13 protein-coding genes are annotated in these 14,384 nt (G+C 57.8%); 3 read left to right on the forward strand and 10 right to left on the reverse strand.

Annotated features, from left to right (window positions below):
- Positions 1–62 precede the first annotated feature (62 nt).
- The gene (gene fdhF, locus L383_RS03880; protein ID WP_078309985.1) at positions 63–2,210 is read right to left on the reverse strand and encodes a formate dehydrogenase subunit alpha; all 2,148 of its coding nucleotides are present in this window, start codon (positions 2,208–2,210) and stop codon (positions 63–65) included.
- A gap of 257 nt (positions 2,211–2,467) precedes the next feature.
- Here fdhF and L383_RS03870 point away from each other — a divergent pair, with 257 nt between their 5' ends.
- Positions 2,468–3,199, forward strand: coding sequence for a response regulator (locus L383_RS03870; protein ID WP_032629669.1), 732 nt, complete (start codon positions 2,468–2,470; stop codon positions 3,197–3,199).
- 3 nt (positions 3,200–3,202) lie between these two features.
- Here the strand turns inward: L383_RS03870 and lpxO are convergent, their stop codons facing one another.
- From lpxO to L383_RS03850, 4 genes are all read right to left on the reverse strand, one after another.
- A complete protein-coding gene (gene lpxO, locus L383_RS03865) occupies positions 3,203–4,111 on the reverse strand; it encodes a lipid A hydroxylase LpxO (protein WP_014882169.1) in 909 nt (302 codons plus the stop codon).
- 233 nt (positions 4,112–4,344) lie between these two features.
- Positions 4,345–5,286: an ABC transporter substrate-binding protein gene (locus L383_RS03860; protein ID WP_014882170.1), complete on the reverse strand. Its 942-nt coding sequence runs from the start codon at positions 5,284–5,286 to the stop codon at positions 4,345–4,347.
- A 32-nt stretch (positions 5,287–5,318) separates the two neighbouring features.
- Positions 5,319–6,314, reverse strand: a complete 996-nt coding sequence (locus tag L383_RS03855; protein WP_014882171.1) for an ABC transporter permease subunit — start codon at positions 6,312–6,314, stop codon at positions 5,319–5,321.
- A 2-nt stretch (positions 6,315–6,316) separates the two neighbouring features.
- Positions 6,317–7,831, reverse strand: coding sequence for a sugar ABC transporter ATP-binding protein (locus tag L383_RS03850; protein WP_014882172.1), 1,515 nt, complete (start codon positions 7,829–7,831; stop codon positions 6,317–6,319).
- A gap of 181 nt (positions 7,832–8,012) precedes the next feature.
- On the opposite strand from L383_RS03850, the gene L383_RS03845 reads away from it, so the two are divergent.
- Both L383_RS03845 and yjdP read left to right on the forward strand, forming a co-directional pair.
- The gene (locus L383_RS03845) at positions 8,013–10,292 is read left to right on the forward strand and encodes a hybrid sensor histidine kinase/response regulator (RefSeq protein ID WP_023331815.1); all 2,280 of its coding nucleotides are present in this window, start codon (positions 8,013–8,015) and stop codon (positions 10,290–10,292) included.
- A 69-nt stretch (positions 10,293–10,361) separates the two neighbouring features.
- Positions 10,362–10,682 carry a DDRRRQL repeat protein YjdP gene (gene yjdP, locus L383_RS03840; RefSeq protein ID WP_014882174.1) on the forward strand — a complete coding sequence of 107 codons (321 nt, stop codon included), beginning with the start codon at positions 10,362–10,364 and terminating at the stop codon, positions 10,680–10,682.
- An 82-nt stretch (positions 10,683–10,764) separates the two neighbouring features.
- On the opposite strand, the gene phnP is transcribed toward yjdP, so the two are convergent.
- Genes phnP through phnL form a run of 5 tightly spaced genes read right to left on the reverse strand, consistent with a single transcriptional unit; the run spans position 10,765 to position 14,321 of the window.
- Positions 10,765–11,523: a phosphonate metabolism protein PhnP gene (phnP, locus tag L383_RS03835; protein WP_023331816.1), complete on the reverse strand. Its 759-nt coding sequence runs from the start codon at positions 11,521–11,523 to the stop codon at positions 10,765–10,767.
- Between the two features lie 9 nt (positions 11,524–11,532).
- Entirely contained in the window at positions 11,533–11,967 is a 435-nt protein-coding gene (gene phnO / locus L383_RS03830; protein WP_023331817.1) for an aminoalkylphosphonate N-acetyltransferase, read from the reverse strand.
- Entirely contained in the window at positions 11,960–12,511 is a 552-nt protein-coding gene (phnN, locus tag L383_RS03825) for a ribose 1,5-bisphosphokinase (RefSeq protein WP_032629671.1), read from the reverse strand. Before phnN ends, phnO begins: the two co-directional genes overlap by 8 nt.
- The gene (gene phnM / locus L383_RS03820) at positions 12,508–13,644 is read right to left on the reverse strand and encodes an alpha-D-ribose 1-methylphosphonate 5-triphosphate diphosphatase (protein ID WP_014882178.1); all 1,137 of its coding nucleotides are present in this window, start codon (positions 13,642–13,644) and stop codon (positions 12,508–12,510) included. The genes phnN and phnM overlap by 4 nt, the downstream gene beginning before the upstream one ends.
- Positions 13,641–14,321, reverse strand: a complete 681-nt coding sequence (phnL, locus tag L383_RS03815) for a phosphonate C-P lyase system protein PhnL (protein WP_014882179.1) — start codon at positions 14,319–14,321, stop codon at positions 13,641–13,643. The genes phnM and phnL overlap by 4 nt, the downstream gene beginning before the upstream one ends.
- Between the last annotated feature and the right edge of the window lie 63 nt (positions 14,322–14,384).

Raw genomic sequence — 14,384 nt, forward strand, 5'->3', positions numbered from 1 at the left:
GGCGGAAATAAAAAAAGGGAGTGAATATATCACTCCCTTTGTTCATTAATTAATTACCCGCTTCAACCCATTGCGCTTTCACGCAGTCGGGCTTTCAGCTTGTTATATTCGTCAATCACATACTGTTCGGCAGCGTGTTGATCCGCAATGGGCTCCACGTTGACGGCACAATATTTATACTCCGGCGTTTTGGTTATCGGGCTTAAATTCTCCGTCACCAGTTCGTTACAGGCACCAATCCACCACTGGTAGGTCATATAGACCGCTCCTTTGTTGGGACGATCGCTCACCTGCGCACGGGTGATGATTCGCCCTTTGCGCGAGTTCACCCATACCAGCGCCTCATCCTCAATACCCAGGCGTTCCGCGTCGGCAGTGTTGATTTGCGCGTAGCCGGGTTCATCTGCCAGCGCGGCCAGCGCGGCGCAGTTCCCGGTCATTGAGCGACAGGAGTAGTGGCCTACTTCGCGCACGGTGGAGAGCACCATCGGATACTCGTCGGTGAGTTTATCTATAGGTGCGACCCAGTCGCAGGTGAAGAACTGCGCCAGCCCGTTCGGGGTGTCGAACGTCTCTTTAAAGAGGTATGACGTCCCCTGGTCGGCTTCCGACTCATCGCGGCATGGCCACTGGATATACCCCAGCTCACCCATTTTTTCATAGGTGGCACCGTAGAAGTCCGGGCACAGATGCCGCAACTCGTCCCAGATCTCCTGGGTGTTGTTGTAGTGCATCGGGTAGCCCATACGGGTGGCGATTTCGCTGATGATCTGCCAGTCGGTTTTCAGATCCCACTTCGGTTCGACCGCTTTGAAGAAGCGCTGGAAACCGCGGTCAGCCGCCGTGTAGACGCCTTCATGCTCACCCCATGACGTCGACGGTAAAATAACATCCGCCGCCGCCGCGGTTTTGGTCATGAAGATGTCCTGGACAATCACCAGCTCAAGATCCTCAAACCCTTTACGTACCGCAGAGAGTTCGGCATCGGTCTGGAGCGGATCTTCACCCATGATGTAGGCCGCACGCACTTCACCGTGCGCCGCACGGTGCGGCAGCTCGCTGATGCGATAGCCGGTGTGTTCCGGCAGGCTTTCGACCCCCCAGGCTTTCGCGAATTTCTCGCGGTTTTCCGGGAATTTGACGTACTGATATCCTGGATAGGTATCCGGCAGCGCGCCCATATCGCAGGCCCCCTGGACGTTATTCTGACCACGTACCGGGTTGACGCCGACGTGGGCCTTGCCCAGGTTACCCGTCAGCATGGCGAGGCTGGTCAACGAACGCACGGTTTCCACGCCCTGGTAGAACTGGGTCACGCCCATGCCCCACAGAATGGCGGCGGTTTTCGCCCCGGCGTACATGCGTGCGGCCTGGCGGATCTCCTGTGCGCTGACGCCGGTTATCGCTTCAACGGACTCTGGCGTATAGCCTTCGACAATTTTACGATACTCTTCAAAGCCTTCCGTGCGGCTGGCCACAAACGCCTGGTCGTACAGATTCTCCTCAATAATGACGTGCCCCATCGCATTCAACAGCGCAATATTCGAGCCGTTTTTCAATGCAATGTGCATATCTGCAATGCGCGCGGTTTCAATTTTGCGCGGATCGCAGACGATGATTTTCGCCCCGTTCTGTTTGGCGCGAATAACATGGTTCGCGACGATAGGGTGAGAATCCGCTGGGTTATAGCCGAAAATAAACACCAGATCGGTGTTGTCTATCTCGTTGATGGCATTACTCATTGCGCCGTTACCGACCGACTGGTGCAGACCTGCAACCGATGGGCCGTGTCAGACGCGAGCGCAGCAGTCGACGTTATTGGTTCCAATAACGGCGCGTGCGAATTTTTGCATCACATAGTTGGTTTCATTCCCAGTCCCGCGTGAGGAACCGGTCGTCTGAATCGCATCCGGGCCGTACTTGGCCTTGATGGCGCTGAGGCGCGTGGCGACGTAATCGAGCGCCTCGTTCCAGCTGACGGCTTCCAGCTTGCCACCGCGCTCGCGGCGGATCATAGGGGTTTTCAGGCGCGGGGTGAGGATTTGGGTATCATTGATAAAATCCCAGCCGTAATACCCTTTCAGACACAGCGTGCCCTGGTTGGTTTTCCCCTGTGCGGCCTCCGCCCGGACGATTTTGCCGTTATCGACCACCAGGTGGATCTTGCAACCTGAGGCACAATAAGGGCAAACCGTGACGACTTTTTTCATCAGTCTGCTCCAGTTAATCGAATCTTTCGCACCGACTAATGCAGCTTCTATGCCATGTTTTTAGTAGGGGTAATTGCGCGCTTTACGGCGTATTCCTGCCCACAACCCTGACGAAAAGCAGACCATCGTCAAAATTGACGTGTCGAATGGGCAGGGTATGTGACATGGGTTGAATTTCCATCACGGAAAACGCCCTTTCACTGGAGCTGACGGCAGAATGGTTCAGACTTAACATAATCCCCTGACGGAAGCATATGATGAAACCGGCGATTCTGGTGGTTGATGACGATTTGGCAGTGTGCGAACTGCTGCAGGATGTGCTGAGTGAACACGTCTTTGACGTGCTTGTCTGCCATAACGGCCAGGATGTGCCAGGCCGGGTACAACAGACGCCGGAGATCGCCCTTGTCCTGCTGGATATGATGCTGCCGGATATCAATGGGTTACAGGTTTTGCTGCAGTTGCAAAAGCAGCGTCCGGCGCTACCGGTGATCATGTTAACCGGGTTGGGCAGTGAATCCGACGTGGTAGTGGGGCTGGAGATGGGAGCCGACGACTATATTGGCAAACCGTTTAATCCGCGCGTGGTGGTTGCCCGGGTTAAAGCGGTCCTGCGTCGGACCGGCGTGCTGGCCGCAGAAACGCCGATGCCACGCGCAGCGGGGATAACCTTCGACAACTGGACGCTGGATACCTCCCGCTGTGAACTGATTGATCCGCAGCGTAACGTCGTGCCGTTGACCCAGGGTGAATATGGCCTGCTGCTGGCGCTTACGCAAAATGCCCGCCGGGTACTCAGCCGCGATCAACTGCTGGAACTCACCCACAGCGAAAGCACGGAGGTGTTTGACCGGACTATTGACGTGCTGATCATGCGTCTGCGCCGGAAAATCGAGGCCAATCCGCATCAGCCTGCACTCATTAAAACCATTCGTGGACTGGGGTATGTATTTGCCACCGATGTTAGCCGCCCCGAACAGGCGGCATAAGGTCTATGTTATCGCCGGAATAAGAAGGGCGGCAAAAATGGCGCTGATGCACAGGTACTTGAGGGCATAATAGGCTTTACGATTTCGTTTTTTAAGACGCTGTCCGCGTTCGCGCCCCGCATGAACATATTTAAAAATGCGATTAATGCCGCCAGTGCGGTCATTCTCATCATTGGGTGAGCTGGCTGCAGACATCAGCGTCGTCCCTACCCAATGGTTAACTGCCTGTGCCCAGCCCCACTTCATAGGACGCTCGATATCACAGAAAAGAATAATGCGCGTTTGATCGGTTTTATTTTCTGCCCAGTGAACGTAAGTCTCATCAAAAATGACGGCCTCGCCATCGCGCCAGCTATGGCGCTGCTGGTCCACTTCAATAAAGCAGCGATCGTCATTCGGGGTAGATAAGCCCAGATGATAGCGAACCGAGCCCGCGTAGGGATCGCGATGCTTGCCCAGCTTTGCCCCCGCAGGCAGTTCGGCAAACATCGCCGCCTTTACGCAAGGAATTTGACTCACCAGTTGCGTGGTCACCGGGCAAAGCGCTTGCGCAGAAGGGTGAGCGTCGGCGTACCATTTCAGATAAAAACGTTTCCAGCCGCGTTTAAAAAAGGTGTTAAAGCCAGCGTCGTTATTATTTTGCGCCGCCTTTATATGATCCTGTAAACGCACAGCCTCTTCACGAATAACCTGCCAGTTTTCCGTCAGCGTTTTTAATTCAGGGAAACGCTCTGTCTCAAAGAAAGCCTGCCTGGCGGGCAGGGAAGAGAACGCCGTCATAAACATATTGATGGGGGCCATGAACGTCGAATGGTCGAACAACTGACGAGACAGCGTCTGTTTTTCTTTCCCGCGTGAATGCGCGTAAATAACGCTAATAATGAAAATACCGATGATGATGGCTGCGAACATTTTTCCCTTGTCCTCTTTCTATCTCATTTCGGAAAAGCGTGCGGACAGAGTGCTGCCCACGCCGAATATGCCAGATGGAGAGAGTGTAGTTCGGGAATGTAAAATTCATAGAACTGTAATGAAAAATCGCAATTATTGTTAAATTAATTGCCCTCGCGAATAAAAGCCTGCAGCCCGGCCAGCGTTTTTTGCCACCCACTCTCCCCAAAGGGGAGAGGGTTTAGGCTGAGGGGTTACTTAACCGTCCATCCTTTATAGGTACCGACGTTCTTTTTATCGATCATCGTCACCGGGATCAGCACCGGTTCTTTCGGTGCCGGTTTACCCTGGAGAATGTCGTAGCCGATCTCGACCGCTTTTGCCGCCATCACCTGCGGATCTTGTGCCGGGGTTGCCACAAACAGGGAGTTTTCCCGCTTCAGCGCTTCTTCACCATCCGGGCTGCCATCCACGCCCACAATGAAGAATTCATTGCGCTGCGCCTGTTTTGCCGCCAGATCGGCGCCGATCGCGGTAGGATCGTTAATCGCGAATACGCCGTCGATCTTCGGATTGGCCGCCAGAAGAGAGGTCATGACTTCCAGACCGCCTTCACGGCTGCCTTTGGCGTTCTGGTTATCCGAGAGCACCTTGATATCCGGATGTTTTTTGAATTCCATCTGGCAACCTTCCACACGGTTTTGCACCGCTGAGACCGGTGGTCCGTTGATGATCACCACATTGCCTTTGCCTTTCAGGCGGTCGGTAATGTACTTACAGGCCATTTCGCCCGCCTGGGTGTTATTGGAGGTGATGGTCGCATCGGCACCTTCCGCCGCCACGTCAACCGCCACGACCACGATCCCGGCATCCTTCGCGCGTTTCACCGCCGGGCCGATCCCTTTGGAATCCGCGGCGTTGAGGATGATCATGTCCACTTTCGCGGCGATAAAGTTATCGATCTGCGCCACCTGCTGACCGAGATCGTAACCGCTGGAGACCAGCGTCACTTTGACGTTATCGCCCGCCAGCTTGCGCGCTTCCAGCTCGGCACCTTTGGTGATCTGCACAAAGAACGGATTGGCCAGGTCACCCACCGTCACGCCGATGGACTTCAGATCTTTCGCCTGCGCAAACGGCGTTGCGGCAAGCAGCGCGCCAGCACAGAGCGCGGTCACTAACGGTTTTAAACGCATATTGTATTCCTCGAAGCTGTAGGGTTTTGTTGTTATGCACTTTGATGGTGTCGGGTACGGTATTTGTCGATCAGCACCGCAATGATGATCACCGCCCCTTTGATCACCAGTTGCCAGAAGTAGGAGACGCCCATCAGCGTCATGCCGTTGTTGAGGGTGGCGATAATCAATGCCCCCACCAGCGTGCCGGTGATCGTGCCGATCCCGCCGACGAAGCTGGTACCGCCGAGGATCACCGCCGCAATCGCATCCAGCTCATAGCCGGTACCGAGGTTGCCGTTGGCGCTGTAAAGGCGTGAGGCGCTCATCACGCCACCAAGGCCGGAGAGCAGCCCGCTCATGCCGTAGACAAACAGCAGTACCATCCAGACCTTGATGCCCGTCAGGCGCGCCGCCTGCATGTTGCCGCCCACGGCGTAGATGTGAACGCCCAGCGTAGTGCGGCGCAGGATAAACCAGCAGATAGCAATGACCGCCAAAGCAATGACCACCAGCCATGGCACGGGACCGAGGTAGTTATTGCCGATCCACTCGAAGTTGATGTTCGAGTTGATCACCGTGGTGCCGTCTGCCAGCAGGTAGGCCGCGCCGCGCAGCGCCGTATAGGTACCGAGCGTGACGATAAACGGCGGTAGCCCGGCAAAGGCCACCAGCGCGCCGTTGAACAGCCCCAGCACCATGCCGAGCATCAGCGCCGCCGGAATAGAAAGTCCGGCGAATTCCGGGATCAGCGACACCACCATTGCCGCAACGGCGGTAGTACCGAGAATCGACCCCACGGAGAGGTCAATCCCACCGGTTAAGATGATGAAGGTCATCCCCGCAGCCAGCACGATGTTGATTGACGCCTGACGGGTGATGTTGAGCAGGTTGCTCTCGGTGAAGAAGTTAGGGGCGATAAAGCCAAATACCGCCACGATCAGAATTAAAATAGGTAAAATGCCGATCGTTTGCATCAGATCGCTCATCAGCATTTTTTTGGCGGAGGCGGATTTCGCCACCTGCTGCGGATGGGTTGGAGTTGTCATAATTACACCGCCTGATGATGTGTGTCGTCCACGCCGGTTGCCAGCGTCATGATGTTTTCCTGAGAGATATCGCGCCCGTGGAGTTCACCCGCAATGCTGCCTTCGCGCATCACGTATACCCGGTCACTCATGCCCACCACTTCCGGCAGTTCGCTGGAGATCATCAAAATCGCCACGCCCTTACGCGCCATCTGGTTCATGATGCGGTAGATCTCGCTTTTCGCGCCAACGTCCACGCCGCGGGTGGGTTCGTCCAGAATCAGAATGCGCGGGCCTATCGCCACCCAGCGCGAGATCAGCAGTTTTTGCTGATTACCGCCGGACAGTCCGCCCGCGCGTACCTGTGAATGAGGCACACGAATGTTGAGCAGGGCGATAGCGTCATCGGAAATGGACTGGGCTTTTTTGCGGTTCAGCATGCCGAAGGTGGCATCGCGTTCCAGCGTCGCCATCGTGATGTTCTCCTGCGCCGCCAGCTCCAGAAACAGCCCCTGCTCCTTACGGTTCTCGGTGAGAAAACCGATCCCGTTTTCAATGGCCGCGCGCGGGGAGTGGATCACCACCGGCTCGCCGTCCACCTCAATCATGCCGCCCGTGGCTTTGCGCACGCCGAAAATCAGCTGCGCCAGCTCGGAGCGTCCGGCACCGACCAGCCCGGCCAGCCCGACGATTTCGCCGGAACGGACCTGTAAACTGCACGGCCGCACTTTTTTACCGTCGGTAAGGTGGTGGACGTTCAGGCGCGGGCTGCCGAGAGGGATATCGCGCTCTTTGTTGAACAGATCGCTTAAGGGGCGGCCCACCATCATTTTCACCAGCTCGGAGGCGTTGAGCTTGTCGCGCGTCAGGCTGCCGACGTACTGCCCGTCACGCAGAACGCTGACGCGGTCAGAGAGTTCATACACTTCCGCCATGCGGTGGCTGATATAGATAATCGCCATGCCTTCATCGCGCAGGCGCAGAATCAGTTCAAACAGGCGGTGGGTTTCGCGGGAAGAGAGGGCAGCGGTGGGTTCGTCCATCACCAGAATGCGGCTGTTGCGGTGCAGCGCGCGGGCAATTTCCACCTGCTGCTGTTCGGCGATGGTCAGCTTCATCACCCGATCGGTGGCGCTGAACTGGGCGCCGAGGCGATCGATCACCGCCTGCGCCTGGGCGGCCATCTCTTTACGCTGAACCAGCCCGCCGCGCGACAGTTCGCTGCCGAGGAAAATGTTTTCCGCCACGGTCAGATTGGGGGCGAGCTGCATCTCCTGGTAAATCAAGGTAATGCCTGCGGCCAGGGCATCTTTCGGCCCTTTGATGTGAAACGGCTGTCCGTCGATCAGGATCTCACCGCGGGTGGCAGTGTAGGCACCTGCGAGGATTTTCATCAGCGTGCTTTTGCCCGCGCCATTTTCGCCCATCAGCGCGTGGATCTCACCGGGGAAAACCGTCAAATCCACGCCCTTGAGCGCGTGGAAATTGCCAAAGGTTTTGGCTATGCCGCGCATCTCTAAAACCGGGGTTCTGCTCATGGCGGATCTCCTGTGAATGTCGATATCTGCACTTCATCACAGGTGCGTAAATGCAAAATGTCAGAAGCTGTTCATATTTGTCATAGTTATGAATAGCTAACCGCCGTCACATTTCTCTTTTCCCTCTCCCCGTGGGTGAGGGCCAGGGTGAGGGCATCAGACCGCTAAGGAGCCTAAAGTGATGTCATCACGCCCCCCGTTTTTTACCAGTGCCCGCGGCCGCCTGCTGATGTTCAATCTGCTGGTTGTTGCGGTCACGCTGATGGTCAGCGGCGTGGCGGTGCTTGGCTTCCGTCATGCCAGCCAGATCCAGGAGCAGGTGCAGCAGCAAACGCTGGATGACATGACCGGCAGCATGAACCTCGCTCGCGATACGGCTAACGTGGCGACGGCGGCGGTGCGGCTGTCGCAGGTAGTCGGATCGCTGGAGTACAAAGGCGAGGCGGAGCGGTTAAAGCAGATGCAAACGGCATTGCGCCGCTCGCTGGAGCAGCTGGCCGATGCGCCGCTGGCGCAGCAGGAGCCGGCGCTGGTGGCGCGGATTATTCAGAGAAGCAATGAATTACAGCAAGGCGTGACGGGGATGCTGGAGCGCGGGCAGCGACGCCATCTGGAGCGTAACGCGCTGCTCAGTTCGCTCTACCAGAGCCAGAGTTACCTGCGTCATCTGCAGGACATCAACCGCCGTACTGGCAGCGATGTTCCGGATGCGCAGCTGCTGATGGAAATGGACAGGCTGATCGCCGCCGCCATCGAAACCCCTTCACCACGCGCCACGATACAGCAGCTGGATACGGTGACGGCGATGTTGCCCCAGCGCGCGACGCAGCCTGCGGTCAACGTTGTGCTGCCCGACTTAAACGCCGAGCTGCGTAAGCTTGCCCCGCTGTCGACGCAGCTGGCAGAGAGCGATCTGGCAATAAGCTGGTATATGTTCCACATCAAGGCGCTGGTGGCGATACTGAATAGCGATATCAATCAGTACGTTGAACAGGTCGCGCAAGCCTCCCGGCTTCGCACAGCCCAGAGCCATCACGAGCTGCAATCCATTAGCGTTTTTATCAGCATTTTCGCCGTGCTGGCGCTGATCATCACCGGATGCGCCTGCTGGTATATTTACCGTAACCTGGCCTCCAACCTGACGGCTATCTCCCGGGCCATGTCGCGCCTTGCCCGTGGCGAACAGGATGTCTCGGTGCCCGCATTGCAGCGGCGGGACGAGCTGGGCGAGCTGGCGCGCGCGTTTAACGTTTTTGCCCGCAACACTGCTTCACTTGAGCACACGACGCGTCTGCTGAAAGAGAAAACGACGCAGATGGAGATTGACCGCATCGAGCGTCAGGGACTGGAAGAAGCGTTGCTCCACAGCCAGAAGATGAAGGCTGTCGGACAGCTGACCGGCGGGCTGGCGCATGATTTTAATAATCTTCTGGCGGTGATCATCGGCAGTCTTGAGCTGACCGACCCCGAATCAAAAGACGCGCCGCGTATTACCCGGGCGCTGAAGGCGGCCGAACGCGGCGCCATGCTGACCCAGCGCCTGCTGGCATTTTCCCGCAAGCAATCCCTGACGCCCCATACCGTTGAGATGAAACCGCTGCTGGAGAACCTGCGGGAACTGATGCGCCACTCCTTGCCTGTCACCCTGACTCTGGAGATTGAAGCGCAAACCCCGGCATGGCCCGCATGGATAGACGTCGGCCAGCTGGAAAACGCGATTATCAACCTGGTGATGAACGCCCGCGATGCGATGGAAGGGCAAAGCGGCGTCATTAAAATTCGTACATGGAACCAGCGCGTGACCCGCAGCGACGGCCGCAGGCAGGATATGGTGGCGCTGGAGGTCATTGACCATGGTAGCGGTATGGCGCAGGAGGTGAAATCCCGGGTCTTTGAACCGTTCTTTACCACCAAACAGACCGGAAGTGGCAGCGGATTAGGGTTGTCGATGGTGTACGGTTTTGTGCGTCAGTCCGGGGGACGCGTGGAGATTGAAAGCGCGCCGGGGCAGGGCACCACCGTTCGGCTCCATCTGCCGCGCTCGACGTTTTCCACCGTGTCTGAAAGTGAGGCGCTCCCGGCTACCACCTCCCCGGATAGCGAGCGGCTGGTGCTGGTACTGGAAGATGAGGCGGATGTCCGCCAGACCCTGTGTGAGCAGCTGCATCAGCTAGGCTACCTGACACTCGAAGCGGAGAATGGCGAGCAGGCCCTGAGCATGCTGGAGGCATCGCCGGATATTGGCATGTTTATCAGCGACCTGATGCTGCCCGGAAGCCTCAGCGGAGCGGAGGTCATTAACCATGTGCGCAGTCATTATCCGCAGCTTCCGGTGCTGCTGATCAGCGGCCAGGATTTGCGGCCTACGCATAACCCTCAGCTGCCGGACGTTCAGCTACTGCGTAAGCCGTTTACCCGCGTACAGCTGGCACAGGCGCTGCGTAAGGTGATGGTAATTTGAGATTCCTCCGCTACTCCGGCACAGTCCCGTTGATTACCTTAACGCCAGTCCACCTGTGAGTCTGGCCTTATGAAACGTTACTTTTCCGCTCTGATATTGGGTCTGCTGTCACTCACCAGCCAGCTGGCCCACGCCGACGTGATTGATGATGCCATTGGCAACATTCAGCAGGCGATCAACGATGCTTATAACCCCGACAGCAGCCGTAATGACGACGACGATCGCTACGATCGCAGCCGTCAAAGCGACAGCCGTCAGTACGACGATCGCCGTCGGCAGCTCGAAGACAGACGCCGCCGTTTAGACGAGCGTCAACGTCAGTTAGATGACGACAGGCGCAGGCTGGAAGAGGATGAACGGCGGTTAGAAGACGATTACGATCGCGGCTAAAGCCTGGTGGCGCTTCGCTTACGCAGGCCTACAAAACCCTGGCCCGTAGGCCGGGTAAGGCGCAGCCGCCACCCGGCAAAACTCAGTCGAGTACCAGCACCATGCCGTCATACCCCGCTTCGATACCGTTCGGCAGCGGGTTGTTCATCATCCACACGTCAAACTGATGGCTGATGTGCGTCAGGATCACCTGCGGACAGCCAATCACCTCGTTTAACGCAACCACGGTGTTCAAATCACAATGGTTACGCGGCGGCTCGTCACGCGGTTCATGACTGCAGTCGATGATTATCGCCTGCGGCTGATTGTTGAGCAGAAACTTCACCGTTTTTTCCGGTAATCCCGCCGTGTCTGAAAGCCACGCCACGCGGCTGTGGGCGGATTCCAGCAGATAGCCAAACGTCAGCTTCGAATGGTTGAGGGGCAGCGGCGTCACCCGCAGTCCCTGTAGCTCAAACACCACAAACGGTTCGACCGTATGACTGAAATCCAGGATCCCCGGATGTTTGAACAGGTCGTCACACCCCGCGTCGTCCGGTGGGCCGTAGACCGGAATCGTTGCACCCACGCCCCAGCGCAGGGGAAACAGCCCCTGAACGTGATCCATATGATAGTGAGTGAGTAAAAACTGCTGAAAACTGCCCGCGGGCCAGTCCTCCATCAGGTGTGGAATACCGGCGTCCAGCAACGTGACCGCATCGTTGTATTTGACCACCGCACTGCAGGGACGACGGCGATAATTTTCCTGCAAACGCGCGCGTCTACACGCCGCGCAGTCGCAGCCAAAGACGGGCACCAGCTGGGCACCGCCGGTGCCGGTTAACGTTATGGTCAGACTCATCACTCACCTCTACAGCGGTTTGGTGAAGCGGAAATGGCTCTGCGTATACCCTTCACGAAGATAGAAACGGTGGGCGTCCACGCGCTTCACGCTGGTGGAAAGTTCGGTCAACTCCGCGCCAGCCTGTCGTGCAACGTCCTCTGCCCAGGCGAGCAACTGGCTACCCACCTTTAACCCGCGCGCTTGCGGCATGACCACCAGCTCCTGGATCTCGCCGATCCAGCGGGCGTGATGGAGGTGAAACTGCATGTGCAGACCGATCATGCCGATGACTTCCCCGTCCAGCTCGGCAAGCTGGTAGCGCATATTGTGATCCTGCAGATTAGCCAGATAGCCGGCATGAAACGCCTGGTGATCGAACTCTGCTTGCTTAAGTTCGCAGATGAGGGCATACACGCTCTGCGTATCATCAGCAGTGGCGGGGCGAAGCTGGCAGTCAGGCATGCTGTTTCTCCTTCTGACGGATAAGGGATAAAAAGGTCTCGACTGACTGTAGCAAACTTCCGTCGTTATTGAGGACATGGCAGCCTGAAGGGGTGTAGCGCGCCGCGCGCGCCAGCCGCTGGTCAATCTCACGCGCGTTTTCGCGCCCCCGGTTTTGCAGCCTGCTGCGCAGAACGTCCGGGGAAACCTGCAGGCAGATCGGCAGCAGGGCCGCTTCATATCGGGCTTTTGCCTGCGGCAGATGGGCGCGTGAGCCGTTGACCAGCACATCAAAACCCGCGTGCAGCCAGAGGTCGATCTCAATGCCGACGCCATAGTAGAAACCGTTAGCGTGCCAGCTCAGTGCCAGCAGGTTTTGCCCGGCGCGGGTGAAGAACTCCTGCTCGCTCAGGGCGATATGGTTTTCACTTCCGGCATTCGCCGCGCGGGTAATATAGCGGTGCGCCACCAGCAGCTGTGAATGTTCCCGCTGCCGCAGGGCAGACAGCAGGCTGTCCTTACCGGAGCCGGATGGCCCCATCAACCAGATAAGTCTTCCCATCAGAACACCCTTTTTCCCTGACGCCAGACGTGGTCGATATGAATATGCTCGCCTTTGCGGTGGGCCAGCACCAGATCTGCCCGTTTTCCTTCGGCAATCTCACCGCGATCCTGAAGATTGAGTGCGGCGGCCGGGTTTTTGGTCACCAGGCGAATGGCCTGCGGCAGCGTAAAACGGTTCTCCTCATCGTCCGCGACCCGGAATGCCGCATCCAGCAGGCTGGCGGGGTAGTAGTCAGACGAGAGGATATCCAGCAGGCCGAGCGAGGCGAGCTTGCTTGCCGCCACGTTGCCGGAGTGCGAGCCGCCGCGCACGATGTTCGGCGCGCCCATCAGCACGTTCATCCCGTGCTGACGTGACGCCTCTGCGGCTTCGAACGTAGTGGGAAATTCGGCGATCACGCTACCAAGCTGGTGGGATTCACGCACATGATCGTGCGTGGCATCGTCATGGCTTGCCAGCGCAATATTGCGGTCACGGCACATTGCGGCAATCCTGAGACGGTTCGGCTGCGACCACTGTGCAGCAAGCGCCAGCTGTTCTTCTTCGTAGCGCGCCATCTCGGCATCGTTGAGCGAGTATTTGCCCTGATAGTATTCACGATACTTCTCAATGTTGGCGAACTGACGCTGCCCCGGCGAGTGGTCCATCAGGGAGACCAGCGAGACAGGCTCGCGGCCCACCAGTTTTTCAAACAGCGGCAGGGTGGTGTGGTGCGGCAGTTCACAACGCAGATGCAGGCGGTGCTCGGCGCGGTTAAGGCCACGCTTTTGCGTCTCTTCCACGGCGTTAATCATCTTCTCCAGGTTTTCAAGCCTGTCGCCGCCGTCGCGCACGTCGCCAATCGCCACCGCGTCGAGCACGGTGGTAATACCGCTGGCGACCATCAGCGCGTCGTGGCTGCTCATCGCCGAATGGGCGGGCCAGTCCACCTTCGGGCGCGGGGTGAAAAATTTGTCGAGGTTGTCGGTATGCAGCTCAATGAGCCCCGGCAGCAGCCAGCCACCTTCGCCGTCCATCGCGTCAGGCGCGCGGCTCCGGGTTTCGGCAAACGCGCGGATGACGCCGTCCTGGATTTCAACCGAGCCATCCACGACCTCGTTTTCCAGCACCAGCCTGACGTTATTGATAATCATACGTTTGTCCCCATCGGGTGCAGTCTGTCCGCTACGCGCTCGCGCACGGCTTCATCGTGGAAGATCCCGACGATCGCCGCGCCGCGCGCTTTGGCCTGTTCGATCAGTTCCATCACCGCTGCGCTGTTTTTGCTATCGAGCGAAGCGGTGGGTTCATCCAGGAGTAAAATCGGGTAGTCGACAATAAAGCCGCGTGCGATGTTGACCCGCTGCTGCTCGCCACCGGAAAAGGTCGATGGAGCAAGGTGCCACAGACGCTCCGGCACGTTGAGGCGTGTTAGCAGGCTGGCGGCTTTGGCGGCACAGGTGTCACGCGGTACGCCGAGATCCAGCAGTGGCTGCATCACCACGTCCAGAGCGGAGATCCGCGGGATCACCCGCAGAAACTGGCTGACCCAGCCGATCGTTGAACGGCGCACTTCAAGTACCTTACGCGCGGGGGCCTGCACCAGATCCACCCACTCGTTGTTGTGGCGAATATGAATGTGGCCTTCGTCTGGCTGATAGTTGGCGTACAGGGAGCGCAGCAGGGTGGATTTTCCACTGCCGGAGTGGCCGTGCAGCACGACGCATTCGCCGTTGCCGACCTCTAACGACGCGTTTTGCAGGACGGGCAGCCGCACGCCGTTTTGCTGGTGGAGCACAAAGGTTTTACTGACGTTTTGTACGTGGATCATGTTGGCCTCGAGATTCGTTTTGCCGGGTGGCGGCTTCGCCTTACCCGGCCTACAGGCGCGGTG

Origin of the sequence: Enterobacter sp. MGH 37, from assembly GCF_000534515.1 — a bacterium.
GTDB lineage: Bacteria > Pseudomonadota > Gammaproteobacteria > Enterobacterales > Enterobacteriaceae > Enterobacter > Enterobacter kobei.

What these genes read in the sequence shown, in the direction of transcription:
- phnP (WP_023331816.1), bottom strand. Translation starts at nt 11,523, where the DNA reads ATGAGTCTGACCATAACGTTAACCGGCACCGGCGGTGCCCAGCTGGTG.
- L383_RS03845 (WP_023331815.1), top strand. Translation starts at nt 8,013, where the DNA reads ATGTCATCACGCCCCCCGTTTTTTACCAGTGCCCGCGGCCGCCTGCTG.
- phnO (WP_023331817.1), bottom strand. Translation starts at nt 11,967, where the DNA reads ATGCCTGACTGCCAGCTTCGCCCCGCCACTGCTGATGATACGCAGAGC.
- L383_RS03855 (WP_014882171.1), bottom strand. Translation starts at nt 6,314, where the DNA reads ATGACAACTCCAACCCATCCGCAGCAGGTGGCGAAATCCGCCTCCGCC.
- L383_RS03860 (WP_014882170.1), bottom strand. Translation starts at nt 5,286, where the DNA reads ATGCGTTTAAAACCGTTAGTGACCGCGCTCTGTGCTGGCGCGCTGCTT.
- phnM (WP_014882178.1), bottom strand. Translation starts at nt 13,644, where the DNA reads ATGATTATCAATAACGTCAGGCTGGTGCTGGAAAACGAGGTCGTGGAT.
- yjdP (WP_014882174.1), top strand. Translation starts at nt 10,362, where the DNA reads ATGAAACGTTACTTTTCCGCTCTGATATTGGGTCTGCTGTCACTCACC.
- phnL (WP_014882179.1), bottom strand. Translation starts at nt 14,321, where the DNA reads ATGATCCACGTACAAAACGTCAGTAAAACCTTTGTGCTCCACCAGCAA.
- L383_RS03850 (WP_014882172.1), bottom strand. Translation starts at nt 7,831, where the DNA reads ATGAGCAGAACCCCGGTTTTAGAGATGCGCGGCATAGCCAAAACCTTT.
- L383_RS03870 (WP_032629669.1), top strand. Translation starts at nt 2,468, where the DNA reads ATGAAACCGGCGATTCTGGTGGTTGATGACGATTTGGCAGTGTGCGAA.
- lpxO (WP_014882169.1), bottom strand. Translation starts at nt 4,111, where the DNA reads ATGTTCGCAGCCATCATCATCGGTATTTTCATTATTAGCGTTATTTAC.